The organism is Ensifer sp. 22521 (assembly GCF_052044795.1).
Lineage (GTDB): Bacteria > Pseudomonadota > Alphaproteobacteria > Rhizobiales > Rhizobiaceae > Ensifer.
On record NZ_JBQENM010000010.1, the window covers coordinates 136170 to 161246 of the forward strand.

Annotated in this window: 20 protein-coding genes, 1 tRNA gene and 3 pseudogenes; 8 read left to right on the forward strand and 16 right to left on the reverse strand. The window is 61.8% G+C overall.

Features of this window, described 5'->3' with window-relative positions; all coding sequences use genetic code 11:
- Positions 1-42: 42 nt before the first annotated feature.
- The 7 genes from phoB to phoR form a co-directional block, all read right to left on the reverse strand.
- Positions 43-726: a phosphate regulon transcriptional regulator PhoB gene (gene phoB / locus ACTJKE_RS17245; RefSeq protein ID WP_057248102.1), complete on the reverse strand. Its 684-nt coding sequence runs from the start codon at positions 724-726 to the stop codon at positions 43-45.
- 261 nt (positions 727-987) lie between these two features.
- The gene (gene phoU, locus ACTJKE_RS17250) at positions 988-1701 is read right to left on the reverse strand and encodes a phosphate signaling complex protein PhoU (protein ID WP_093231848.1); all 714 of its coding nucleotides are present in this window, start codon (positions 1699-1701) and stop codon (positions 988-990) included.
- A gap of 50 nt (positions 1702-1751) precedes the next feature.
- Positions 1752-2567 (reverse strand): phosphate ABC transporter ATP-binding protein PstB, encoded by an 816-nt coding sequence (gene pstB / locus ACTJKE_RS17255; protein WP_058329052.1) that lies wholly within the window; start codon positions 2565-2567, stop codon positions 1752-1754.
- A gap of 13 nt (positions 2568-2580) precedes the next feature.
- The gene (pstA, locus tag ACTJKE_RS17260; protein ID WP_058329053.1) at positions 2581-3903 is read right to left on the reverse strand and encodes a phosphate ABC transporter permease PstA; all 1323 of its coding nucleotides are present in this window, start codon (positions 3901-3903) and stop codon (positions 2581-2583) included.
- A complete protein-coding gene (gene pstC / locus ACTJKE_RS17265; RefSeq protein ID WP_058329054.1) occupies positions 3900-5384 on the reverse strand; it encodes a phosphate ABC transporter permease subunit PstC in 1485 nt (494 codons plus the stop codon). The genes pstA and pstC overlap by 4 nt, the downstream gene beginning before the upstream one ends.
- Positions 5385-5480: 96 nt before the next feature.
- On the reverse strand, positions 5481-6515 hold the full coding sequence (locus ACTJKE_RS17270; protein WP_057248097.1) for a substrate-binding domain-containing protein: 1035 nt from the start codon (positions 6513-6515) through the stop codon (positions 5481-5483).
- Between the two features lie 195 nt (positions 6516-6710).
- Positions 6711-7979 (reverse strand): phosphate regulon sensor histidine kinase PhoR, encoded by a 1269-nt coding sequence (phoR, locus tag ACTJKE_RS17275; RefSeq protein WP_057248261.1) that lies wholly within the window; start codon positions 7977-7979, stop codon positions 6711-6713.
- A gap of 232 nt (positions 7980-8211) precedes the next feature.
- On the opposite strand from phoR, the gene ppk2 reads away from it, so the two are divergent.
- Entirely contained in the window at positions 8212-9108 is an 897-nt protein-coding gene (ppk2, locus tag ACTJKE_RS17280) for a polyphosphate kinase 2 (RefSeq protein ID WP_440692046.1), read from the forward strand.
- Between the two features lie 101 nt (positions 9109-9209).
- Here the strand turns inward: ppk2 and ACTJKE_RS17285 are convergent, their stop codons facing one another.
- The gene (locus ACTJKE_RS17285) at positions 9210-10424 is read right to left on the reverse strand and encodes a hypothetical protein (RefSeq protein WP_058329055.1); all 1215 of its coding nucleotides are present in this window, start codon (positions 10422-10424) and stop codon (positions 9210-9212) included.
- A gap of 328 nt (positions 10425-10752) precedes the next feature.
- Here ACTJKE_RS17285 and ACTJKE_RS17290 point away from each other — a divergent pair, with 328 nt between their 5' ends.
- Complete coding sequence (locus ACTJKE_RS17290) at positions 10753-11763, forward strand: NAD(P)H-dependent flavin oxidoreductase (RefSeq protein WP_058329056.1); 1011 nt, start codon at positions 10753-10755, stop codon at positions 11761-11763.
- A gap of 76 nt (positions 11764-11839) precedes the next feature.
- Positions 11840-11915 (forward strand) — tRNA-Thr (locus ACTJKE_RS17295).
- Between the two features lie 122 nt (positions 11916-12037).
- Here the strand turns inward: ACTJKE_RS17295 and ACTJKE_RS17300 are convergent.
- The 3 genes from ACTJKE_RS17300 to ACTJKE_RS17310 form a co-directional block, all read right to left on the reverse strand.
- Entirely contained in the window at positions 12038-12709 is a 672-nt protein-coding gene (locus ACTJKE_RS17300) for a VOC family protein (protein ID WP_058329057.1), read from the reverse strand.
- Between the two features lie 197 nt (positions 12710-12906).
- Positions 12907-14340 carry a DUF1254 domain-containing protein gene (locus ACTJKE_RS17305; RefSeq protein WP_058329058.1) on the reverse strand — a complete coding sequence of 478 codons (1434 nt, stop codon included), beginning with the start codon at positions 14338-14340 and terminating at the stop codon, positions 12907-12909.
- 165 nt (positions 14341-14505) lie between these two features.
- Positions 14506-14967, reverse strand: coding sequence for a hypothetical protein (locus ACTJKE_RS17310; RefSeq protein WP_057248259.1), 462 nt, complete (start codon positions 14965-14967; stop codon positions 14506-14508).
- Positions 14968-15170: 203 nt separating this feature from the next.
- Between ACTJKE_RS17310 and ACTJKE_RS17315 the strand changes: the two genes are divergently transcribed.
- Entirely contained in the window at positions 15171-16181 is a 1011-nt protein-coding gene (locus tag ACTJKE_RS17315; RefSeq protein ID WP_057248092.1) for an AraC family transcriptional regulator, read from the forward strand.
- Between the two features lie 58 nt (positions 16182-16239).
- Here the strand turns inward: ACTJKE_RS17315 and ACTJKE_RS17320 are convergent.
- Positions 16240-16452: pseudogene (locus ACTJKE_RS17320) on the reverse strand (DUF2721 domain-containing protein); the annotation flags it as partial.
- 2 nt (positions 16453-16454) lie between these two features.
- Here ACTJKE_RS17320 and ACTJKE_RS17325 point away from each other — a divergent pair.
- Together ACTJKE_RS17325 and ACTJKE_RS17330 are read left to right on the forward strand one after the other, a co-directional pair.
- Positions 16455-17059, forward strand: a pseudogene (locus ACTJKE_RS17325) (enoyl-CoA hydratase/isomerase family protein); the annotation flags it as partial.
- A gap of 57 nt (positions 17060-17116) precedes the next feature.
- Positions 17117-17791 carry a type 1 glutamine amidotransferase domain-containing protein gene (locus tag ACTJKE_RS17330; RefSeq protein WP_057248091.1) on the forward strand — a complete coding sequence of 225 codons (675 nt, stop codon included), beginning with the start codon at positions 17117-17119 and terminating at the stop codon, positions 17789-17791.
- Between the two features lie 72 nt (positions 17792-17863).
- Here the strand turns inward: ACTJKE_RS17330 and ACTJKE_RS17335 are convergent, their stop codons facing one another.
- Positions 17864-18214, reverse strand: a complete 351-nt coding sequence (locus ACTJKE_RS17335; protein WP_058323613.1) for an EF-hand domain-containing protein — start codon at positions 18212-18214, stop codon at positions 17864-17866.
- Between the two features lie 17 nt (positions 18215-18231).
- Entirely contained in the window at positions 18232-18483 is a 252-nt protein-coding gene (locus ACTJKE_RS17340) for a glycine zipper 2TM domain-containing protein (protein ID WP_057248089.1), read from the reverse strand.
- Positions 18484-19018: 535 nt separating this feature from the next.
- On the opposite strand from ACTJKE_RS17340, the gene ampC reads away from it, so the two are divergent.
- Both ampC and ACTJKE_RS17350 read left to right on the forward strand, forming a co-directional pair.
- Positions 19019-20182, forward strand: a complete 1164-nt coding sequence (gene ampC, locus ACTJKE_RS17345) for a class C beta-lactamase (RefSeq protein ID WP_063893416.1) — start codon at positions 19019-19021, stop codon at positions 20180-20182.
- 194 nt (positions 20183-20376) lie between these two features.
- Positions 20377-21654 carry an alpha/beta hydrolase gene (locus tag ACTJKE_RS17350; protein WP_082615711.1) on the forward strand — a complete coding sequence of 426 codons (1278 nt, stop codon included), beginning with the start codon at positions 20377-20379 and terminating at the stop codon, positions 21652-21654.
- 37 nt (positions 21655-21691) lie between these two features.
- Here the strand turns inward: ACTJKE_RS17350 and ACTJKE_RS17355 are convergent, their stop codons facing one another.
- Together ACTJKE_RS17355 and ACTJKE_RS17360 are read right to left on the reverse strand one after the other, a co-directional pair.
- A complete protein-coding gene (locus tag ACTJKE_RS17355; RefSeq protein WP_057248087.1) occupies positions 21692-22384 on the reverse strand; it encodes a response regulator in 693 nt (230 codons plus the stop codon).
- Positions 22381-25073 (reverse strand): annotated as a pseudogene (locus ACTJKE_RS17360) (DUF4118 domain-containing protein). Before ACTJKE_RS17360 ends, ACTJKE_RS17355 begins: the two are co-directional and overlap by 4 nt.
- Positions 25074-25077: the final 4 nt, after the last annotated feature.

Sequence of the window (25077 nt, forward strand, 5' to 3'; positions counted from 1 at the left end):
GGGCCGATCGGCCCCTTTTTTATTGACTTTTGTTTGCCCTTCTCAGCTTTCGAGCGAGTAGCCGGCGCCGCGCACGGTGCGGATGACATCAGGCATGGTCGAGAAGTTCAGCGCCTTGCGCAGGCGGCCGACATGCACGTCGACGGTCCGCTCGTCGACATAGATGTCGTGGCCCCAGACGCCGTCCAGCAACTGCGAGCGCGAGAAGACACGGCCCGGAGAGGACATCAGGAACTCCAGCAGGCGGAACTCTGTCGGCCCCAGGCGAACTTCGCGGCTGCGGCGATGGACGCGATGGGTTTCCCGGTCGAGCTCGATGTCGCCGCAGCGCAGCAGCGTCGAGAGAACTTCGGGCTTCGCCCGGCGGAGCATCGCCTTGACGCGGGCCATCAGCTCCGGCGTGGAGAAGGGCTTGACCACATAGTCGTCGGCACCGGTCGCCAGACCGCGAACGCGCTCGCTTTCCTCGCCGCGCGCCGTCAGCATGATGATCGGCAACCGCTCCGTCTCCGGGCGCTGGCGCAGCCTACGGCAAAGCTCGATGCCGGAGACGCCCGGCAACATCCAGTCGAGGATCAGAAGGTCGGGCAGGCGTTCCTGTAGCCGGATCTCCGCCTCGTCACCCCTGAGGATCGTATCGACGTCGAAGCCTTCAGCTTCCAGATTGTAACGCAGCAGGACGCTCAGCGCCTCTTCGTCTTCGACCACGGCGATTTTTGGCAACATCAGGTAACGTCTCCTTACCGCGAGCGCCGTGCGGGTCCAGCGGACCGGCCGGCACTCAGACACTCTAAATCTGGAGCACCCCCGCCAATTTCAAAGGCGGTGCGAAAAGCCGCATGCTTCAGATGCAGGAATTCGGGGCCGCGACCGAAGCCGCGACCGGATGATATTCATGGGGCACGCATTGCGAACGGCGCGTTTAACGCCAGAGCGGGATGAGGAAAAGTGTATGCGGTTGTCCCCCCCGCATCCCGCTCCAACCTTCTAGTCGTTGACCGAGCCCAACGTCGACGTGTTGTCATCCTTCGGGCGCTCACCTTCCGGCTGGGCACCCGTCGCCATGTAATAGATCGTCTCGGCGATGTTGGTCGCGTGGTCGCCGATACGCTCGATGTTCTTGGCGCAGAACAGAAGATGCGTGCAGGGCGTGATATTGCGCGGATCTTCCATCATGTAGGTGAGCAACTCGCGGAACAGCGAGGTGTAGATCGCATCGATCTCCTCGTCGCGTTCGCGAATGCTGTTGGCCTTTTCCGGCGAACGCGACGCATAGACGTCGAGCACTTCCTTGAGCTGCACCAGAGCGAGTTCGGCGAGATGCTCGAGACCGCGGGCGAGCTTGCGCGGGATGCCCGAACCGGCAACCGCGATCACGCGCTTGGCAGTGTTCTTGCCGAGGTCGCCGACACGCTCCAGGTCGGAGGCGATGCGGATCGACCCCATGATCTCGCGAAGGTCGGCGGCGACCGGCTGGCGCTTGGCGATCGTGACAATCGCCTTCTCGCCGATCTGGCGCTCGGCATCATCGAGAACGGTGTCGTCCGAGATTACCTTTTGCGCCAGCGCCAGGTCGGAATTGACCAGGGCGCGGACGGATTCGGCGACCATCTGCTCGGCGAGACCGCCCATTTCCGAGATGCGGCGCGTCAGGTACTTCAGTTCTTCGTCATAGGCGGACATGATATGCATGGACATGATCGTCGATCCTTACAGGCGCTTTCCAGTGACTGTTGCAGCCGTGATTGGCCTCAGCCGAAGCGGCCCATGATGTAATCCTGGGTGCGCTGGTCATCCGGATTGGTGAACATCTTGTCGGTGTCGTTCTCCTCGACGAGATTGCCGAGGTGGAACATGGCGGTGCGCTGCGACACGCGGGCGGCCTGCTGCATCGAGTGGGTCACGATGACGATCGTGAAGTTCGTGCGCAGTTCGTGGATGAGTTCCTCGACCTTGGCGGTCGCGATCGGGTCGAGTGCCGAGCAGGGCTCGTCCATCAGGATGACTTCCGGGCTGACGGCAACAGCGCGTGCGATGCAAAGGCGCTGCTGCTGACCACCGGAGAGGCCGGTGCCCGGCTCCTGCAGGCGGTCCTTCACCTCGTTCCACAAACCTGCCTTCTGCAGGCTGGTCTCGACCACATCGTCAAAGTCCGCCTTGGTGCGGGCAAGTCCGTGGATGCGCGGACCGTAGGCGACGTTGTCGTAGATCGACTTCGGGAACGGGTTCGGCTTCTGGAAGACCATGCCGACGCGGGCGCGCAGCTCGACCACGTCAATGGTCGGGTCGTAGATGTCGTCCTCATCGAGCGTGATCTTGCCGGTCACACGGCAGTTCTCGATGGTGTCGTTCATGCGGTTCAGCGTGCGCAGGAAGGTCGACTTGCCGCAGCCCGACGGACCGATCAGCGCCGTTACCGTGTTCTCGCGGATGTTGAGGTTGACGTCGAAAAGCGCACGCTTCTCGCCGTAGTAGACCGACACATCCTTGCCGATCATCTTGAAGGGAACCGTGTTCATTTTCTGATCCAAGGCTTTCTCGACCGCTGCTTCTGACATGATGTTCATAGTAATTACCTCACTACCAACGGCGCTCAAAGCGACGTCGCAACAGAATGGCGCCAAGGTTCATGACGACGAGGAAGATGAGAAGAATGATGATCGCGCCGGAGGTGCGCTCGACGAAGGCGCGTTCCGCCTCGTTGGCCCACATGTAGATCTGCACCGGCAGCGCTGTCGACGGCTCCATCGGCGAACCGGGATAGTCGACGACGAAGGCGACCATGCCGATCAGCAGGAGCGGCGCGGTTTCGCCAAGCGCGTGGGCAAGACCGATAATCGTACCGGTCAGAATGCCCGGCATGGCCAGCGGCAGAACGTGGTGGAAGATGGTCTGCATCTTCGAGGCACCGAGACCGAGCGCCGCCGAACGGATGGACGGCGGAACCGCCTTCAAGGCCGCGCGGGTGGCGATGATGATCGTCGGCAGGGTCATCAGCGTCAGCACGAAACCGCCGACGACGGCCGCCGAACGCGGCATGCCGGCAAAGTTGATGAAGACGGCGAGACCCAACAGACCGTAGACGATCGACGGAACGGCCGCGAGGTTGTTGATGTTGACCTCGATCAGGTCGGTGAGCCGGTTCTTCGGAGCGAACTCTTCGAGATAGATCGAGGCGGCAACGCCGATCGGCAACGACAGCAGGAGCACGATCAGCATCATGTAGAACGAGCCGAGGGCGGCAACGCCGACGCCCGCCGCTTCAGGACGGCTGGAGGCGCCGAAGGTGAAGATGCCGGTGTTGAAGCTCTTCTTCAGGACGCCGGCGCTTGCGAGCTCGTTCATCCAGGTGACCTGCTGGTCCTTGACCTTGCGCTTGCTCTCTTCGACCTTGAGGTCGATCTGCCCCTTGTTGGCGGAGTCGATGTTGGCTTCGGCCAAAAGGGTGACCGGAATGGTCTTGCCGACGATGGACGGATCCGCCACGACAATGTCGCGCAAGAGCGTACGGGAGCTCGCAGAAACCATGTCGGTCGCCTGCTTGACCAGCGGCCGCTTGGTCGCATCGATGCCGAGCTGCTTGACGAGCGCATCACGCACCAGCAGCGGATAGTTGGCGGTCATCAGTACCTTGCTGTCGGTCGTGCGCTCACCGTTGGGGTCGATGACCTTTTCGGTGAATTCGATCGGCAGCGTGATCGTCGTCTGCTGGAACGCGGTGTAGCCGTTGGAAATGACGGTCCACAGCAGCAGCGCCAGGAAGAAGAGACCGGTGCTGATTGCCGCAATGCCGTAGGCGCGGAACCGGCGCTCGGCGGCATAGCGGCGCTTGATGCCGATATCGCGCTTTGCGGATTCAGGACGGGCGGAGATCCGGACGGTCGGGGAAGCGATGTCGGTCATTCGTACTGTTCCCGGTATTTGCGCACGATGTAGAGCGCGTAAATGTTGAGGCCGAGCGTGATGACAAAGAGCGTGATGCCCAGCGCGAAGGCCACCAGCGTCTGCGGCGAGGTGAACTCGAGGTCGCCCGTCAACTGGTTGACGATCTTCACGGTCACCGTCGTCATCGGCTCGAAGGGATTGATCTGCATGCGGGCCGCGACACCGGCTGCAAGCACCACGATCATCGTTTCGCCGACGGCACGCGATGCGGTCAGAAGCAGCGCGCCGACAATGCCGGGAAGTGCAGCCGGAAGAATGACCTTCTTGACCGTTTCCGAACGGGTGGCGCCGAGGCCCAGCGACCCGTCACGCAGCGCGCGCGGCACCTGGGTGATAATGTCGTCGGAAAGCGACGACACGAACGGGATCAGCATGATGCCCATGACGATGCCTGCGGTGACCACGCTCTGCGCCTGGATGAAGTTCTGGTAATTGCCGGTGGCAAGGCCGTTCAGCTGCGCCGAGATATCACGCAGGAACGGACCAACGGTCACGAGAGCGAAGAAACCGTAGACGATGGTCGGGATGCCGGCGAGCACTTCGAGCAGCGGCTTTGCGGTCGAACGCAAGCGCGGGCTTGCATACTCCGCCATGTAGATGGCTGCGAAGAGGCCGATCGGCACTGCAAAGAGCATGGCGACGAAAGCGATGTAGAGCGTGCCGGTGAGAAGCGGGATCAGCCCGAACTGGCCGGAGGCGCCGCCGCTGCCGGCAGCAGCGAAGCGCGGATCCCAGACCGTGCCGAAGAAGAATTCGAACGGCGAGACCATGGTGAAGAAGCGGCCGGCTTCCGACAGCATCGAGGCGACGATGCCGACCGTCGTCAGGATGGCGATGGAAGACGCGACGATCAGCGAACCGAGAATGACCCGCTCGACCTGGTTGCGTGCACGGAAGCGGGTAGCGATGTTGCGGATGGCGTAGATGCCGCCGGCAATCGCGATCAACAGTACGGCCGCGGTCATCAGCCAGCGGTTGGCGGCGGTCATCGCGTTGAAATGCTGGGCGACGGTGACCATGTAGGGCTCGCCTTCGCCGGCCAGGGCGACGCCCTTGGCCGCGAGCGTCGAGCGGAGATTGGCGGCACCGCTTTCGAGTGCCGCGACCTCCTCGCCGCTCAGGCGCAGCAGACCACCGGCAACGGACTTGACCTGGCCGAGCGCGAGCTGAACCGCGGCGGCCCCCTGGTTCTGGACGGTGTCCGGCAGGGCCGCGCGCGTGCTCCCGTCAATATAGATAGGACCGGTAATCAGCCAGGCGCCGAGAACGAGCGCCGCCGGCAGCATCGCCCAGATAGCGACGTAGCTACCGTGATAGCCCGGCAAGGAATGAAGGTTGGAGAGCTTGCCGCCAGCCTGCGCCAGCGAACGTGCGCGACCGGCAAAATAGGCAATGAAACCAATAACAATAATTAGCAAAAGAAGGAGCGAGGTACTCATCCGCACGTCTCCCCGGTATCGCCCGTCACGGGCCGCCGGCAAATCGAATGAAGGCATGCCCCGGCGCGAAGGATATCGCGCCGGGGCTTGTCGTTATCAGAGCATGTTGCCGGCTGCGAAAGCCTTGCGGATTTCTTCGCGCTCGGCGTCCGGAGCAGCAACCAGGCCGTACTCGGCGAGCGGGCTGTCCGGGCCGATCATCTGGTCGTTGATGAAGAACTCAACATATTCCTTGAGGCCCGGGATAACGCCGAGGTGTGCCTTCTTGACGTAGAAGAACAGCGGGCGGGAAACCGGATACTCGCCGGAAGCGATCGTTTCGGTCGACGGTACGATGCCGTTGACGGTCGCGACCTTCAGCTTGTCGGCGTTGTTTTCGTAGAAGGACAGGCCGAAGACACCGATGCCGTTCTTGTTGGCAGCGATACGGGCGAGCGTCTCGGTGTAGTCGCCGTCGATGTCGACAGCCATGCCGTCCTTGCGGACCGCGACGCACTTGCTGTGCTGCTGCTTTTCATCGGTAACGGCAGCCTTGATGACGTCAACGGCGCCGGCGTTCTTGCAGCCTGCAGCCAGGATCTTCTCTTCGAAGACTTCGCGGGTGCCGTGCTTTTCGCCCGGGATGAAGGCGGCGATTTCAACTTCCGGAAGGGCGGAGTTGACTTCCGACCACTTCTTGTAAGGGTTGGCAACGAGCTTGCCGTCGACGACGACTTCAGCAGCGAGAGCCTTGTAGAGGTCTTCCGGCTTCAGGGCGAGGTCGGCATTGCCGGCGTCGGTCGCGAAGACGATACCGTCATAGCCGATCTTGACTTCCTGGATTTCGGTCACGCCAGCGGCCTTGCAGGCCTCGACTTCGCTGTCCTTGATCTTGCGCGAGGAGTTCGCGACGTCGATGGTGTCCGGGCCGACGCCCTTGCAGAATTCCTTCAGGCCGGCCGAGGAGCCGCCAGATTCAACGACCGGGGTCTTGAAGTCGGGGAAGGTCTCGCCGAACGTCTCGGCTACGATCTTGGCGTAGGGAAGAACGGTCGAGGAGCCAGCGACCTGAACCTGGTCACGGGCGGCGGCTGCGCCGGCAAATGCGGCAGACGCTACCAGCGCCGCGACAGTGAGTTTAAGAGCTTTCATAAAAGTTCTCCCGGAATGGGCTTGTGTTGGTGTGCGCCAAGCGTTGCAGCGCTCTTCGCCGTCTTATCGGCTGCCCCTAGTTAGCTGCCGATGGCCACACCTTTTATGTCAGTTTGACGAAACATTTATGACAGCTCATGTCATTGAAAATGCTAAGGGAAAATGAACGGTCCCGGGTTTTCCCGCGCCAATATGTCAGAACCGGACCGTAAAAGTCGTACCTTTGCCGATCTCAGAATGGATCAGCAGCCGGGCACGGTGCCGGGTGAGGATGTGCTTGACGATGGCAAGGCCCAATCCAGTGCCCTTTTTCGAGCGGCTCGCCTCGACATTGACCCGATAAAAACGCTCGGTAATGCGCGGGACATGCTCGGCGGGGATGCCCGGCCCATAGTCCTTCACGATCACCTCGGCCTGCGTGCCTTCTTCGCCGCCACGCAAGGTTATGTCGACCTTCTTGCCCTCCTGGCCGTACTTGCAGGCATTCTCGATCAGGTTCTCGAAGACTTCGATGAGCTCGTCGCGATCGCCCTGTACGATGACGGGCTTGTCCGGCACCACGAGAGAGACCGTGACGTTCAGGTCCTTCGCCAGCGGCAGGAGGCTGTCGCGGACATGGCCGAGCAAGGGCGCAAGGTCCACCGGATCGTCCGGCGCGATATGCGAGCGCAGCTCCAGTCGCGAGAGCGACAGGAGGTCGTCGACGAGGCGGCTCATGCGCGTCACCTGCTCATGCATGATGCCGAAGAATTTTTCCTGCGCCTTCAAGTCGTTGCGCGCGGGGCCCTGGAGGGTCTCGATGAAACCGCGCAGCGATGCCAGCGGCGTGCGCAGCTCATGGCTGGCATTGGCCACGAAATCCGACCGCATGCGGTCGATGCGGCGCGCCTGCGAGATATCGCGAAAGGTGATCAGGAAGATGCGGGGCGTCCGCCCCTCGCCGCCGATTTCGGCGGGTGCCACGCGCACGACATAGACGGCATCCGACGGCAGCCGCTCGGTATGCTCGATCTGGTTGGCCTTGCCGGTCGCCATCGTCTCGCGGATCATGTCGAGAACACCGGGCGAACGCACCCGGGCGGCCAGGTAAGTGTTCGGCGGAATGGTGCCGAAGGCTTTCTCCGCGGCGATGTTCTGGAAAACCACCGTCTCATCGGCGGCGACGACCAACACCGGCATGTCGAGCGCATTCAGCGCCGGCACCAGCGGATCGCTGGTCGGGCCATCGACGGCCACAGCCTTGGCCGGGCTCAAGATCACCGAGGCCGGCGCACTGCGGTTGAGCAGCGCCGCAACCAGAACGATCCAGAAGGGAAGCACGATAAGGAAATGGATGCCGGCAAAGGTCGCAAGGATCGCCAAAAGCAGGGTGAGGCCCAGCAGCCAGCGCTCAGCCTTCAGCCGCGGCACCAGGTCCCGCCAGAACGCTTTCGAACCGTCCACCTCGACATCCTCATGAATCACTTTGTCTTCCTCCCGGACCAAAATGATCGAGGAATAGCGATCCTTCATGACATGATTTTCACGACCGGCTTGAATCCGCAATGCAATTGTGGCCTCCTCCAAGGAAATCGGGCCTTGAGCACCGCGACTTTTCGGCGCTGCTTGGAGCTGCAGAAGTTTGAAAACGCGCATGATCCTGCCGATGATCGAAGCCGGTTTTCGGGCCCGTGCGCCAAGCCGAAAGGGCGAGCATATGGCGTTAGCGGAGACGACGGAAAAGGCGGAAAGCCGCGCAGTGGAGCTGCAGATCGACGGCAAGAGCCGCGTCTTCGACATCGACAATCCCGAGTTGCCGAAGTGGATCGACGACGCAGCGTTTTCGTCCGATGACTATCCCTACAAGAAGAAGCTCGACGAGGAAGAATATCTCGAGACGCTGGAGAAGCTTCAGATCGAGCTCGTCAAGGTTCAGCTCTGGCAGCAGAAAACCGGAAAACGCATCATCGCGCTGTTCGAGGGCCGCGACGCCGCCGGCAAGGGCGGCGCGATCCATGCGACCATGGGCAACCTGAACCCACGCTGGGCGCGCATCGTGGCGCTGACGAAGCCGACAGAGACCGAGCGCGGGCAATGGTATTTTCAGCGCTATGTCGCGACCATGCCGACGGCTGGGGAATTCGTGCTGTTCGACCGCTCCTGGTACAACCGCGCAGGCGTCGAGCCGGTCATGGGCTTCTGCACGCCCGAGCAGCACAAGCAGTTCCTGAAGCAGGCGCCTCGCTTCGAAAAAATGATCGTGCACGAGGATATCCAGTTCTTCAAATTCTGGATCAACATCGGCCGCGAGATGCAGCTCAAGCGCTTCCACGATCGCTGCCACGATCCGCTGAAGATCTGGAAGCTGTCGCCGATGGACATCGCCGCCCTCAACAAGTGGGACAACTACACGGCAAAGCGCAACGAGATGCTGAAGGCAACACACACGGAACACGCACCCTGGACCGTGGTGCGCGGCAACGACAAGCGACGCGCGCGCCTCAATCTCATCCGCCACATCCTCTCCACGCTCGACTATGACGGCAAGGACAAGAGCGCGATCGGTGAGGTCGACGACAAGATTGTCGGGTCCGGCCCGGGCTTTCTGAAGTAGCGCCCATACGACAGCGGCCGAAGGAGACGGCCCCGCCAGAGGGCGGCCAACGCGGTCAATTGGGGTCAGAGGCTCGAGGACGAAGAGGCCTCGTGCGGGACTTATTGGCCCGGAAGGACGCGTATGGCGTAGAGGGTGAGGCCCTTGCCCTCGCCGCTGATATCGCTGTTGATCACGATCCGGCCGGCGGAGTTCGGTGCAAGGCTGCGATCGAAGGTGACCTTGAACAGCATGTCGAGCCGTTCGTCATGCACCGTGAAGCGATGACGGCCGCATTCGCCAAGCGAGGAGAAATTGCACTCGACGGCAAACTCGGTCGTCTTGCCTGGCTGGGCCTGCACCGTCAGCGCCATGGTCGAGGTTTTGCCGGACAGCTGCGCCAGGACCGTTGCCGGGATTTCGATGGTGATGTCGCCTTCCGTTTCGGCAACCGAGGAAGTCAACTGGATGCGCTTGCCACCGTCGTCATCCACCGGCTCGGCCTTGGCGCGTGAGCCCGCCACGACCGCGGCAGTGTTTTCAGGCGCAAAGACTTCCACCCAGTCACCGGTGAAGCCCTGCTGGGCGCCGAGCGTTTGCAGACCGGCAGCACCGTCGAAATCTTCCGATGCCACCGATGCCGGCGGGTTGGCGACGTTGGTGTCGCGTTCGGCCGCGGATTTCAGAAGATCATTGGTCTGCACCCACCAGGCGGCGGCACCTGCGGCTGCGGCAAGGGTGACGACCACCATGGTGAAGGACAGGAAGCGGCTGCGCTTGCGGCGGCGCTTTCGATCGGTATCACCACGAACCTCGGGCGCGGCGGTGGCGGCTTCCGCGCTCTTTGTGGCAGTATCCGCTGCCGCACGCGTCGAGACGACCGGGCCAACACGGTCGGCACGAAGGCCGCCGAGACCGCCGTCATTCGCCGCGGGACGGGACGCATCGGCAGCAAAGCCAGGCTCGCGGCGGTCCGCCGCCGGCGACTGCGCTTGGGCCTGAGGCCGGGATTGCGCTTGGGATTGCGGCTCGATACGCGCCTGCTCAGGGCCACGTGCGCGGACGTTATCATCGACACTGACGACGGGAGGTGTGGCAACGGGAGGCGCCGGTTGCCGCGCCCTGAGGGCGGCACGCTCCTCCGTTTCGATCGCATGGATCACCGCCTCCAGCCGATGGCGCTGCTGGGCGATGACGTTGCCGTCCTCAATTCCCTGTTTCTGCAGCCCGGCTTCCAGCGCCTGGCGGGCCGACTGATAGATGCGCGCGCGAGTTTCCGCGCTGGCGCGGTCGGAGCGCTCAAGCGCATTTCTGATCGCAGTCTCAAGTCCGCTCACATCAAGTCCTCTGTGTAGGCAGGGCTTTGGGCCTGCCGGCGCGCTCCAGCTGATCGGTACCCCTCGATCTTTCTCCAAGGGCCTAACGGTTAAATCTGGAGGCACGCCGTTGGTTTTGTTAACAATTGCGTAACCGCTGCTTTCGGAATCCGCAAGTCCGGCGNCCAAGCCCGGGGAAAACGCGACAACTTCGCAGGCACAATGCAGGATAAGCCGGCGTCGCCGGCGCGAAAACCACCTCTTTGCAAGCGATGAACTTGCTGCTATCTGTTTTGACGTTTACGCAAACGTCAAAGTTCAATGCGCCAATCGAGGGATGGAGAAACCGATGCCGCTTCCGCCAATTCTTTCCGGAACGACGAGACTGCCGGTCGTCGGCGCGCCCCTGTTCATCATCTCCAATCCGCAGTTGACGATCGCACAGTGCAAGGCCGGCGTGATCGGCGCCTTCCCTGCGCTCAACGCTCGTCCGCATTCGCAGCTCGACGAATGGCTTGCCGAGATCACCGAGACGCTCGCCGATCACGACGCCAAGAACCCGGGCCGGCGCGCCGCGCCCTTCGCCGTCAATCAGATCGTGCACAAGTCCAACGCGCGTCTCGAACAGGACCTGATGCTCTGCATCAAATACAAGGTTCCGGTGGTCATTTCGTCGCTCGGCGCCGTGCCCGAGGTCAATGCCGCGATCCATTCCTATGGTGGGATCGTGCTGCATGACATCATCAACAACCGCCACGCCAATTCGGCGATCCGCAAGGGCGCCGATGGCCTGATCGCCGTTGCTGCCGGCGCCGGCGGTCATGCCGGCACGCTTTCGCCGTTTGCGCTCATCCAGGAAATCCGCTCCTGGTTCGACGGCCCGCTGCTTCTTTCCGGCGCGATCGCCACCGGCGGCGCCATCCTGGCCGCCCAGGCGATGGGTGCCGACATGGCCTATATCGGCTCGCCGTTCATCGCGACGGAAGAGGCGCGCGCCACCGACGCCTACAAGCAGATGATCGTCGACAGCAACGCCGCCGACATCGTCTATTCCAATTATTTCACCGGCATTCACGGCAACTACCTGAAGCCCTCGATCGCTGCTGCCGGCATGGATCCGGACAATCTGCCGGAAGCAGATCCGTCGAAGATGGACTTTGGCGCCGCAACCGACAGCGCCAAGGCCTGGAAGGACATCTGGGGCTGCGGCCAGGGCATCGGCGCGGTCAAGGAAGTGACCTCCGTCGCCCGTCTCGTCGACCGGTTCGAGCGCGAATACGATGCGGCACGTACCCGCCTTGGCCTGAAAGCCATGCCCGTCGCGGCCACCAACAAGGAATTTTCAAGTTCTCGAAACTGATGGCTTGAAATCTTGGCGCTTTGCGTTTATCAGCGCCTCACATTCGTTCCGCGGTCTTCCGCGGAACCGCCTCCGGGCCGCTTTAGCTCAGTCGGTAGAGCACATCATTCGTAATGATGGGGTCACGTGTTCGAGTCACGTAAGCGGCACCATTCTTCTCCGGAAATCAAATCGAACTCCATTCAGCAGACTGGTGCGGTGTTTCCCAAGTCCGCGTTTCGGCGCTTTCGCTTGCGGCAAGGCGACCGTTTGCAGGTCGCGACGGAGAACGGCGTTATGCCGCGTGGATCTTCCAACCATTAGCCAGGTCCGACATGGCTCCAGGCGCATCCACGCCGCCCAACCAAATTTCCAAACCCTTGGCGCTCGGCAATTGGCGCTTTTCCGGGAACCATGGCCGGCTAGGCGCGACAGCGATAAGCATCCCCTCATCATTACCGATCACGGCAAAGCCGGGAGAGGCCGGTCCGAGCGTTGCGACCCCGAACGTCCGGGCGGCCTCGGCAACGACACTCCCGACGTCTTCGGTCGGAAGTCCGACCTCGCTGAGGCAGGATAAATCAGCGCCGCTGAACGGCCGCTTTCCAGTCGGGCGGATTAGCCTCCGGCGGCCGATCAATTCCAGCACCGAGCTATCGGGACCATCGAAGTAGATGGATTTTGACTGCCAATGCCCCTCAAGAACGAAGCACTCTCCGCCATCCGGTTCCCGTTGGAGAGGCGTACGTTCCTTCAGCCATTCTATTGCGGCATCGAACCGATCATAGGGCACATTGAAAGCCAGGTGCACGCCGTGTGGTGCATCTCCAACGGCCGAGACCAGCCGGATTTCGCTCCATCCCACTTGGATGGAATTCCCGGCTGTCGGCAGTTTCAGCACATCGCGAAAGAAGGCTACGCTCTTCGAGACATCCGATGCAGGGAGTGTCAGTTTATTTATGCGCATGAAATCCGATCCCGACGACGCAATTAGCTTTTCGAGCTCCTTGTTACGACCTCAACATAAGTTGAGGTCAAGAAGCTCGCGATACCAATTCACCGCTGCCGGCGCCGTGTGCGCAAATGCCGGCCGTCGCCAACTGTCCTCCGGGCACGATGGCCGCGAGGGGCACTGGCACCGGCCGCGCATCAGCTTGGTCGGGATTATTGCGCCACTTTGACGCCCGGCGGCTGCCAGGTGCCCTGGCCCGCCGGCAAGATCGAAGGTGGCGTAGGCTTCGGCCAATATAGGCGCATCACGAGATAGATTTTGTCGTCCGGCGCCGGAAGCCAATTGGACTCCTTGTCCGCACCGGGGCTGTCTTTTTGGATGTACAGCGTCAGCGAGCCGTCCGCCCCCTTTTTCATCGCCGGCAACATCGGAGAGTTGATGAGGTAGCGATTGATCGGATTCTTGACCAAGAGCTGGCTCTTGCCGTCGTACATCGTAACGGACCAAAACGCATTCACTGGCGGCAACTGATCGGGTGCGAAGGTGATCGTGTAGTTGTGCTTGCTGGCGTCGAGCGGCTCACCGGTAGCGTCCGTTCGGGTATAGGGGTACATGGCTTCCACGGCATCGTTGCCATAGAGACCGCCCTTGGCGGCGCCTGCCCTCATCAACCAATCGCCGTTGTAGAAGGCCTCGTCGCCAAAGAACGAGCCGATGTTCCAGCCGTTGATGTCCTTGTTTCCGCTGGCCAGCCATTTGTCGACTTTGTCATTTCCTTGCTTCATGGCCACCAGGAATTCGGCTTTGTGTTCGAGCGATAGCTCCTTGAACTCGAAGGCCTTGCCGGGGCCGATACCAATCTTGGCAAGTTTCGCACGAACCGCCTTGTCCCTTGGCGTCTCAGGGACGAACTGCAGGGCCGCGTCGAGATACTGGAAGAAGTTATCCTTGATCCCGGCAGTGGTGGCAGGAAGGAACTCGATCTTGGGCGCGGCAAGCGGGGCGGGTTGTCCAAGGAAAGCGGAAAGCGGCTGCGCCTTGTAGCCGGCCTGAATTTTCTCGACGTTCGGCATGTCGTCGGGGTGGAAGAGCTGGGTACGGAAAGCCGCGAACGTGAACGGCGTCGTCGATCGGAAGACCTGCTTGATTCCGGGGGGCGTTTCCCCTTTCCAATCGGGGCCGACCACCAGATAGTCGCCCGGCTCGGTCCCCGTGGCGCGCGTGCCGATGTAGCCGAAATTGTAGGTGTTGCCGTCGATCAGCTGGACCGAGTAGTAGCGGTCCTTTTCGACCGTCGGCACAGAGATGACCATCGGTTCGGCGCGCAAATCCAGCCAGAGAATCGAGTAAGGCGTGTCGCTGTTCGGCGTGATGATTGCCGTGTCCGCCGGGGTGGCGACATGGTGCATGTTGTAAATTTCGTTGAACGGTGCCTTGAACTGCCCCGAGTTTCTGTCTACGGCATACTCCTGCATGACGGCATAGTTCATCACGAGCGGCAGGCCATAGATGAAGCCTTCCTCGGCAATGTCCTTGGCCTCGATGATGCCGGGATAGCTCTGCGCCATCAGCAGGTTTGGCCTCGCAATCGCAGCGCTAGCGGCGATCACCGCGGTGGATCGAAGTAGATCTCTCTTCGTCAACATTTACCGTACTCCTCCATTATTCGATGAGTTATCGAAACGACGAGAGCTGTGGGGCAGCTCAGGAACCCTGGACGCAATTGTGCAGTTCGTTGGCTGTTGGTGAGGTATTCGCGAGAGCTGTGCAGGCTGCAGTCGGGATCGCACCGACGCGCAATCCGGCGGGTGCTAATACAGAAATGCCCGCCGGTAGCCGCGCCTGGCCACGCCTGCATAAGAGAGCGGCGTCAACGGCATGCCGATGATGTCGATGAACACAGAGACCTCGGAGCCCTTCTCCGGCATTTCGCCACCAACCACCTTGACCGTGTAAGTCAAGTTATTGTCGTTCAGCTCCGGATTCTCCAGGACGACGACAACCTGTCGGAGCTTGTTCCCTTCGAGGATCGACAGGTCGGCATTCGGCGGATCGGAAAGGAAGCTGTCCTTGCCCTTGCTCCAGAACGGCAAGAAAGCGGTCGTGGCCATGTTCCCGGCAATGCGCTCCGGACGGTCAGAGAAAAACAACGTGGCGCCGCCAATACCTTCGAGCGTCAGCTTGCTCGTCGCCTTGTCGAATTTCATAGCGCTTGCGGTTTGAACGAACAAGAAGTCGGCCGCTTCATCGGTCGCCTGCGCCAGTCGCGGCATGAACGGCACTGTCGTCGCCGCGACAGCTGTGGCTGCTAGCAGTAGGTTCCGTCTGGTTGTCATAGTCGTACCCCTCCCATAGGTCGCAAGACGTTCAGATCTCTACTTGTGCTACTCACACGTTTTACGGCACTAAACAGTATTCGCAATACAAAACCACTCATTTTGCGCCACGGCTGTCTTATTTCTGGAGTGTTGCACGCATGGCTGAGATCCCGGTCATCTCCAACCGCATCCTGTCTGGTATGCCGGCCTTCATACGCCGTGAAATGGGGCAAAAGGCGCTGCTGCAGGCCAATCGTGCTATCGGGTTCGATCTCGAACTGACCGAGGGAGAGAACTGCTTCATCCCGCACGCGGCGGTAATCGGCTTCGTCGAGGCGGCCGCGCGGACAGCCGGTGAGGCCAACTTCGGAATTCTGATCACGCCGATGATGAACATCGCCAACTATGGCAGCTTCGGACACTACGTGCTTGGCGCCGACTCCTTGGGGCAGGCCATCGAGCGCAGCATTGCTGGCCTTCGTTTTCACAGTACGGTTGATAGGATGTCAGTCGCAGTGGTTGGCGACGAGGTACGGTACAGCTATGCGTTCGCTTTGGCCGGCCACTCTGGATATGCCAGTATTGTCTGTGCCGCCGCGGGCGTCCTGCTCAGCCTCTTCAAGCCTTATCTGCCCTCTGACTGGCGACCGCTGCGCGTCGAGCTTGACACCGACAGACCGCGCCAGACGGGCATTTTTGAAGACGTCTTCCAGTGTCCGGTTCTCTTCAACGCACCCGCGACAAGCATCGTCATGGATCGCCATCATCTTTCCGCTGCTCCAAGGGCCGCTTCGTGGCCAATTGTCACCATCGAGGATGTGGCGCGAGACCGGCAAGGCGGCGCTCCACGGGATCTGCTCGAGGTCATCGTGGAGCAGGTGCGGGTCCAAGTTCTCACCGGCAGCGTGTCGATCGATAGCGCCGCGCAAACATTGGACACCAGCGTCCGGACGCTGCAACGTGAACTGAATCGGGCTGGCACCGATTTTCGCGGGTTGGCGGGCGCCGCAAGGGTTCAGCGAGCCATTGAGCTGCTGCTGCATACGAACGGCTCGATCACGCGCGTCTCGGCGGAGTTAGGGTATTCGTCCCCAGCCAATTTTGCCCGGGCATTCCGAAAGGCAACCGGCAACGGACCGCGGGAATTTCGCTCGAATATCTCGCCTTGAAGGTACGGCCGTTGGCCGTTCAGCAGCGTGAACGGCTGCCAAGGTGAGAAGTATTTGGTCAGTCTTGCTCCATGGGAACTCGGTCCATTCGTATCTGCCGTAACAGGTTTCGTCCCGCGATCAGCAATTCAAACAGGAATGCGACAAGTGATCCAATGAGCGAGACTATGGCACCACCGAAAAACCAGAAGAGATTCTCCTGGCGCAGCCCGATGGCAAGAGCGCCAGCAAGGAGATTTAGGATTGCGCCGCCCGTGCAAATGCCGGCCATCTTCCACCGGCATGCCTCCCGGGCCGACGGGCATGCATCCCGTGCCCGATTTCATGACGCGCCTCAGCCGCCTGCAGGCCGTGACGATCGTTTCCATTCGCGGGCGGGCAAGCGGCATCGGCAGCGAACTGGCGCTTGCGGCCGACATGCGTTTCGCCAGCCGCGAGAAAGCGGTACTATCGCAGTTCGAAGTCGGTGCCGGCTTCGTCCCGGGCGGCGGGCCGATGGCCTACCTGCCTCGCCTCGTCGGCCGCGGCCGAGCGATCGAAATTCTGATCGGCGCGGATGATTTCAACGGTGAACTGGCCGAACGCTACGGCTACGTGAACAGAGCACTACCGGACGCGGAACTGATGCCTTTGTCGATGCCCTGGCGAAACGCATCGCCTCGTTCGATCAATATGCCATTGTCGAGACCAAGAAGCTGATTGACAGAGCCAGCCTGCCACCGCAGGCGGAAATGCAACCCGGGTGGGATGCGTTCATCACTTCGGTCCAGCGCCCAGCGGCGCAATCCCGCGTCAAGGCTTTGGTCGAGCAGGGACTGCAGCAACCCGGCGACGTTGAAAGGAACCTCGGCCACTACACCGCGAAGTACCGCGAGTAGCCGGTGCCATGCCAATCGGCGGCTCAACGGGAGCCACCGCGTCAAAGGGAGCGAAAGATGAAGATACTGATGGTTCTGACCTCACATGACCAGCTTGGCAATACCGGCAAACCGACCGGATTCTGGCTCGAGGAATTCGCTGCGCCCTATTACGTTTTCCGGGATGCAGGCGTCGACATTACCCTGGCCTCGCCCAAGGGTGGGCAACCGCCGATCGACCCGAAAAGCGACGATCCGGGCAACCAGACCGAAGCGATGGCCCGCTTCAAGGACGATCCCGCCGCGCAACGGGTCCTCGCCAACACCCACCGGCTTGCCGACGTCAAGGCCGATGATTTCGACGCGGTGTTCTATCCGGGCGGTCACGGACCAATGTGGGACCTCGCCAACGACGTGAACTCGATCGCGCTGATCGAGAGCTTCTACAATGCCGGCAAGCCGGTCGCTGCCGTCTGCCATGGGCCGGGGGTGCTCCGCAAGGTAACCTATCAGGGTGAGCCTATCGTCAAGGGAAAGCGCGTCACCGGCTTCACCAACTCGGAGGAGGAAGCCGTGCAACTGACGGATGTCGTCCCCTTCCTCGTCGAAGACGAATTGAAGCGTCTCGGCGGTCGCTTCGAAAAGGCGGCCGATTGGGCGGATTTCACGGTCGTCGATGGCCGTCTCGTCACCGGACAGAATCCGGCGTCCTCGACCTCTGGCGCCAAGGAATTGCTGAAGCTTCTGCGGTGAATGCGAGGTGGCGGNCCGGCCGCTACATTCACAACGGGACATCAAACCCAGACCAACCTGCCGTTTCAGCCGTCACTTCAGGTTGCCGTCGCCACTGCGATCCGCAGTCTTGAAGTCGGCCATCACCCTGTCCAGAAACTCCTTCTGGGTGACCTTGCCGTCGCTGTTGGCGTCGGTGGCTGCAAACTGCTGAGCGTTCAGCGCCTGCTTCGTCTCGTCGGGGCTGAGACTTCCGTCCTTGTTCTTGTCCAGGTTGGCAAAGGCGGCCGTCATGAAGCTCTCGTATTCGGAACGTTCGACCGCGCCGTCCTTGTTGCTGTCGAGCGCACTCATCTGGCCCTGGTTCATCGTTGCAGCCTGCTGCGCGACAGCGAGACCAGCCGGGTAGAACACAAGGACGCTCAAAAGAACGAGCTTTCTCATCCCTCAACCTTCCGCGATCAATAGTAGCGGCACGTCAGCGCATTGCCGGCTGCAGCGCCAAGTGTCGCACCACCGCCAACCGCCCAGAGCTGACCAGTACCAGAGCCGATCGTCGAGCCGATCAGGCCGCCGACGATTGCGCCACCCACCGTTCCGGCAATGCAGCCGAATTCGTTGCCCGTCGGGCCGCTCTTCGACACGTAGGCAGATTGGCACCCGGACAAGGCTAGGGCGCCGGCAAGAATGATAGTTACGGTCTGTTTGCTCATTTTATCCTCCAATATGGCCGTCTGTTTGGAATAGAGATCGGGCGGAGGCGCCATTGAGTGGCGTCGGATGTAAATAAGCTTCCGAGTATGCTCCCAGGATAAGGGAGGCTCTTCTGTTTTTTCTGAAGCAGCTCACCAATAAAACACATAGTCCGGAGACAAGGGCCCCAAACTTGACGGGCGAATACTACCCTTTGCCGCCGGCAATGACAATGTTCCGCGTAGTATTAGCTTTCCCGCCGCAATAACCCACAGCCTTGGCCAGGGACGTGCGCCGACGGACGAAAAACCCCCTCGCCCTAGATTTATTTGGGTCTCCCGCGAGATATCATCGTTTGTGGCCTAGCGGCGAGCGGGCTAGGTCTGGCTTGCCCGGCACGGGCCTCTTGCTTTCACCTCGCGTATCCACCGCACGGACGAAACGCACATTCAGCGGAACCGACCCGATTATCCGCTGCTGTTTCGGGCAGATGCCCGATCCGGCCAAACCATGGGCATCCCCGCCTTGCAAGAAAGAGCAGACCGAATGGATAGAATGACGACAATCAAATTAGGGCTTACTACTGCAATCCTCTTTTCACTCACCGCGACCGTCTTTGCCGCCGACGGCGAGCAGGCCCGAATTGCCGCAGCCGTGGACAAGGCAATCCGACCGATCATGGGCGAATACAAGGTGCCGGGCATGGCGATCGCGGTCACCGTTGACGGCCAGCACTACTTCGTCAACTACGGCGTCGCCTCCAAGGAAACGAAGGCGCCCGTCACCGAAAACACACTGTTCGAGCTGGGCTCGATCAGCAAGACCTTTGCCGGCACGCTCGCATCCTATGCGCAGGTGCTCGGCAAGCTGTCCTTCGACGACCATCCCGGCAAATACATGCCAGATCTCAGCGGCAGCGCGATCGACAAGGCGACCCTGCTCAATCTCGCCACCTATACCGCCGGCGGCCTGCCGTTGCAGTTCCCCGACGAGGTCAAGAGCAACGCTGACATGCTGACTTACTTCAGCAACTGGAAACCGGGCGCCGAACCAGGCAAGGAGCGTCGCTACTCCAACCCGAGCATCGGCCTCTTCGGCCATGCCGCGGGCCTGGCGATGGGCAGCAATTTCGCCACGGCGCTCGAGACCGAGTTGTTTCCGAAGCTCGGCCTCAAGCACAGCTATGTCACCGTGCCCAGAAGCGCGATGGGCAGCTACGCCTGGGGCTACGGCAAGGCAGACAAGCCGATCCGGGTCAACCCGGGCATGTTCGACGCCGAGGCCTACGGCGTGAAATCCTCCGCGGCAGACATGATCCGCTTCGTCGAAGCCAATATCCAGCCGGAGCAGTTCGACGGCCCCGTTCGCAAGGCCCTAGAGGGAACGCATATCGGCTACTTCGATACCGGCAAGATGATCCAGAGCCTCGGCTGGGAGCAGTATCCCTACCCGGTTTCGCTGGAGCGGCTGCTCGACGGCAACTCCGGGACGATGGCCATGGAAGCCAATCCGGCTACGGCATTGAACCCTCCGAAGCGGCCCGATGGCGCGACGCTTTACAACAAGACCGGATCCACCAGCGGCTTCGGCGGCTATGTCGCCTTCGTTCCGGAAAAGAAGATCGGTGTCGTCATGCTGGCGAACCGGAACTTCCCGAATCCGGAGCGCATCAAGGCAGTGCATGCAATTCTGAAGACGCTGGCAACTGCGGCGGAATAGGCGGCCAAGCGTCCATCAAAGGCACCCTCCCCGTGTTGCGGCAGCCCGCAGCACGGGAGAACCTGCGCTCATCAACAACCCAACGGCGAAACCGCAATCCCCAGCCGCTTGCATATTAGCGCCGAGTGTTGTCATCTTCGTTTCGCGAAAGCGCGATCAGATGCGGCCAAGTTCAGGCGTATATGGGGATGCCGATGTTCGAGCGGGTGGGGTTTCAGGGTTCGCTGCAGCACGGATGTGCAAGAGGAGGGCGGACAACCTTCGTCCTGGCGGCTTTGGCATTGCTTGCCGGATGCGGTGGTCATGCCAAGGGCGTGATGGCACCTGTCGCGGTCACCGCTCCCACCCCCGGTACATCGACCGTAGACATGCTTGTCGCAACCACGCGCCAACCGTCCGGCGATCCGGCGACGCTGTTTTCCGGCGAGCGAGACGCCAATACCTTCCTCACCGACGTCGCGGTCTCGATCCCGCCGGACACGGTGCGGAAATCTGGCACCGTGCAATGGCCGCGCAAGCTGCCCCCGGATCCCGCCAAGGAATTCGCCGTCACGCGTGTGCGTGAGCTCCAGACACTCGATGAAGCCAAGTCCTGGTTTCTACAACACGACGTCGGCGGCCACGCCTTCGTCTTCGTCCACGGCTTCAACAACCGCTACGAGGATTCCGTCTACCGCCTTGCCCAGATCGTCCACGACTCGGAGGTCCAGGCAACGCCAGTCCTGTTTACCTGGCCGTCCCGTGCCAATGTGTTCGACTACAATTACGACAAGGAAAGCACGAACTATTCGCGCACGGCACTCGAAGACATTCTGAAAAAGCTCTCGGACGCGCCGAAGGTGAAGGACATCACCATCCTCGCCCATTCGATGGGGACCTGGCTGACGATGGAATCGCTCCGGCAGATGGCCATCCGCGACGGCAACGTGCCGTCGAAGATCGAGAACGTCATTCTCGCCTCGCCGGATATCGATCTCGACGTCTTTGCCAAGCAATTCGTCGAGATGGGCAAGAAGCGGCCGAAGTTCACGATCTTCGTTTCGCAGGACGATCGTGCGCTGGCACTTTCGAGTTTCATTTCCGGTGACGTATCTCGCCTTGGCGCGATCGACCCATCGGCGGAGCCCTACCGTACCCAGCTGGAAAGGGCCGGCATCACCGCCATCGACCTGACCAAGGTCAAGACGGAGGACGGCCTGCATCACGGCAAGTTCGCAGAAAGCCCGCAGATCGTTCAGCTCATCGGCACGCGGCTTGCCACGGGGCAGACGCTCACCGACTCCGACATCTCGGTCGGAACCGGCATTGCCGCGGTTGTTGCCGGCACGGCGAGAAATGTCGGCAATGTCGCTGCGGTCACCGTCTCGGCGCCGGTATCGATCCTCGAAAATCCGCAGCCGACGAAGAAGAAGAGGGTGGTCGTCGGAGATACGCTGTCAAGCGACACGCCGCAGCCCGTGAAGATCAAGTGACGGATCAGCGGCTGCCGCTCTTTGACGGCAGCCGCCATCAACCGTCGTCGCCGACGAAGCGGTAGCCGACGCCCGGCTCCGTGCGGATGATCTTCGGGTCGGCCGGGTCACGCTCGATCTTGCCGCGCAACTGACCGATGAAGACTCTGAGATAGTGCAGGTCCTCGCCATGCGCGACGCCCCAGACCGAGGTCAGCAGCGTCTTGTGGGTGACGACACGGCCGGCATGGTGCGCCAGCATCACCAAGAGATCATATTCCTTCGGCGTCAGCCGCACCGGCTCGCCATCCTTCGTCACCACGCGCTTGATGGTGTCGATCGATACGCCATCGGCAGAAAGCTGCGTCTGGCCGCCCTCCATCTGGATGCGGTGACGCAGTGCCGTGCGGATGCGGGCGGTCAGCTCGCCGATGCCGAAGGGTTTTTCAATGTAATCGTCGGCGCCAAGGTCGAGCGCGGCGATCTTTTCGCTTTCACGGTCGCGGGCTGACAGGATGATGATCGGCACCTGGGACCAGCCACGCAGGTTTGCGATGACCTCCTTGCCGTCCATATCGGGCAGGCCGAGATCGAGGATGACGAGGTCCGGCGCCGTCGTTGCGGCCGCCTTCAATGCCTCGGCACCGGTCATGGCCTCCAGCACGTCATAGCCGGCAGCGCTCAATGCGGGCTTCAGGAAACGCTGGATCTGCGGTTCGTCGTCGACAACGAGGATACGCTCCACGCTCATGCACTGTCCTTTTCGGAGATTTCGGCCTTGGCGGCAGGAAAGCGCATGGAAATGCGCGTGCCGCGGCGGCGAAGCGCCGGGCTTTCCGCCTTGATCTGCCCGCCCATGGCCTCGACGAAGCCCTTGGCGATCGACAGCCCAAGGCCTGTCCCTGGCGTACGGCCATCCGCCTTGCCGCGGCGGAAAAATTTCTCGAAGACCTGCTCGAGATCCTTCGGCGCAATGCCCCTGCCGAGGTCGGTCACCGACAGCACGATCTCGTTACCGTCCGAGCGGGCATAGATGCTGATCGGCTCGTCGCCGCCATATTTGTTGGCGTTGTCGAGCAGGTTGAAGAGCACCTGCCCGAGAAGCACGCTGTCGCCGCGCATCAAAGGCAGATCCGGCGCGATGCTGGTTTCGATCTCGCGCTCGGGGAAGTATTTGCGGGCACGATCGACCGAGGCGCGCACAGCATCAGCGACATCGACCCAATCGCGCTTGGCATTAACTGTGCCCGCCTCGATGCGGGTCATGTCGAGCAGGTTCGCAACGAAGCGCGTCAGGCGCGCTCCCTCCTCCTCGATCGACTGCAGCAGGTCATCGCGGCTTTCCGGCGGCATGCGGTCGCCGAGTTGGCGCAGGCTGGTGACCGCGCCGGTGATGGTCGCAAGCGGCGTCCGGAGGTCATGGGAGATCGACGACAGGAGGGCCGCACGAAAGCGTTCGCCTTCAAGTTTCGCTGCGTGATCGAGGCTTTCGCGCGACAGACGCGCCCGGTCGACAGCGATCGCGGTCTGGTCGAGGATTGCCGCCAGCGCGCGCTCCTCGTTGATTTCAAGCGGCTTGTCCGCCTGAACGAAGCCGCAGACGCCGACGACGCCGTGTGGGCTCGTCAGCGGACGGAAGTGAAACGGGCTGTTCGGTAGCGTTCCCGTGCCATTTCCGGCCGGCTCCTTCTTGTCCATTGCCCAGCGCGCCGCCATCACGTCGGTGACGTCGAGCTCGGTGTCCGGTGGCCAGGCGGCCTTCAACTGCAGGTCCCCCTCCTCCGGCAAAAGCAGCGCCGAACTGCGCCTGAGTGTGGTCTGCATCTGCGTCACCGCCGCCCAAAGCACGTCGTCGGCCTTGGCGGTGCCGGAAAGCTTGCGGGAGAAATCGTAGAGCGCCTGGGTCGCTGCGGCGCGCCGGCGGGCGGTCTTCGCCTGTTCGCGCACCCGCGATGCGAGGCTGCCGGCAAGGGCAGCGGCGACCAGGAAGATGAAGAGCGCGAAGACCTCGTGCGGCTCGGCAATGGTGAACGTGCCGACCGGCTCGATGAAGAAGAAGTTATAGGCCAGAACCGAAAACAAAGCCGCCGCGATCGCCGAGATGTGGCCGGCATAGGTCGCCGAGGCCAAGACGGCGAGCAGATAGAGAAGCGAGATGTTGGGCAGGATGATGAAGCGCTCGATCAACAGGCCGATCGCCGTGGCCACGCCCACCGAGCCGGCGGCAATGCCAACGGCGCGCCCGGTGCCGGGCGGCAGCGTCTTTTTCGCGGTGGACCGCCGCTTGGCAGGCACCGTCTCGCGATCGGTGACAAGGTGGATGCCGACCCCGGACACGCGCTCGGCCAGGGCGTCGGGAAGAGATTGACGCAGAAAGCGCATCGGAAAGGACTGGCGGCGCGCACCGATGACGATCTGCGTCGCATGTTCGCGACGCGCAAGCTTCAAGATCTCCTCGACGAAGTCGTTGCCGATGATGCGGCGCGTCTCGGCGCCAAGCTGTTCGGCAAGACGAAAGGTCTCGTCGAGCCGGCGCACATCCTCACCATCGCCGCTCTCACGGTCGGCGCGCTCAATGAAGACGACAATCCAGGGAGCGTTCAATCCCTCTGCCAGCCGGCTTGCGGTGCGGACCACCTTCTCGGAAAGCGCATCGGACCCGATGCAGACGAGCAGGCGCTCGCCGCTCGCCCAAACGCCTTCGATCGCATTCTGCTTGAGGTAGTCGACCATCTGGTCGTCGACCCGGTCGGCCGTGCGCCTGAGCGCCAGTTCGCGCAGTGCCGTCAAGTTGCCGAGGCGAAAGAAGCGATCGACAGCACGCTTGGCGCTGTCGGGCAGGTATACCTTGCCCTCCTTCAGCCGCTCGATCAGTTCGGCCGGCGGGAGATCGACGAGCAGCACCTCGTCGGCCCGCTTCAGTACCGTATCCGGCACCCGCTCGCGCACAGGCACGCCAGCGATCTGCGCAACGACATCGGAAAGACTTTCCAGGTGCTGGATGTTGAGCGCTGTCCAGACATCGATGCCGGCGGCGATCAGTTCCTCGATGTCCTGATAGCGCTTCGGATGCCGGCTTTCAGCCGGGTTGCTGTGAGCGAGCTCGTCAACGACGATGATCTTGGGACGTCGGGCAAGGGCCGCATCCAGGTCGAACTCGGACAGCACGCGGCCGCGAAGGGGCACATCGCGGCGTGGCAAGATTTCTAGTCCCTCGACCAGCGCGGCGGTCTCGCTGCGCCCATGGGTTTCGACAAGCCCGATGACGATATCGACGCCGTCTTCCTTCAGACGACGGGCCCGGCTCAGCATCGCATAGGTCTTGCCGACGCCTGGGGCTGCGCCGAGGAAAACGNTTTTCCTCGGCGGTCCTGCGCGGCAAGGGCCAGCAGTGCGTCTGGATCCGGGCGACTTTTGGCGTCGCGTTCACTGTCGGGCATTCAT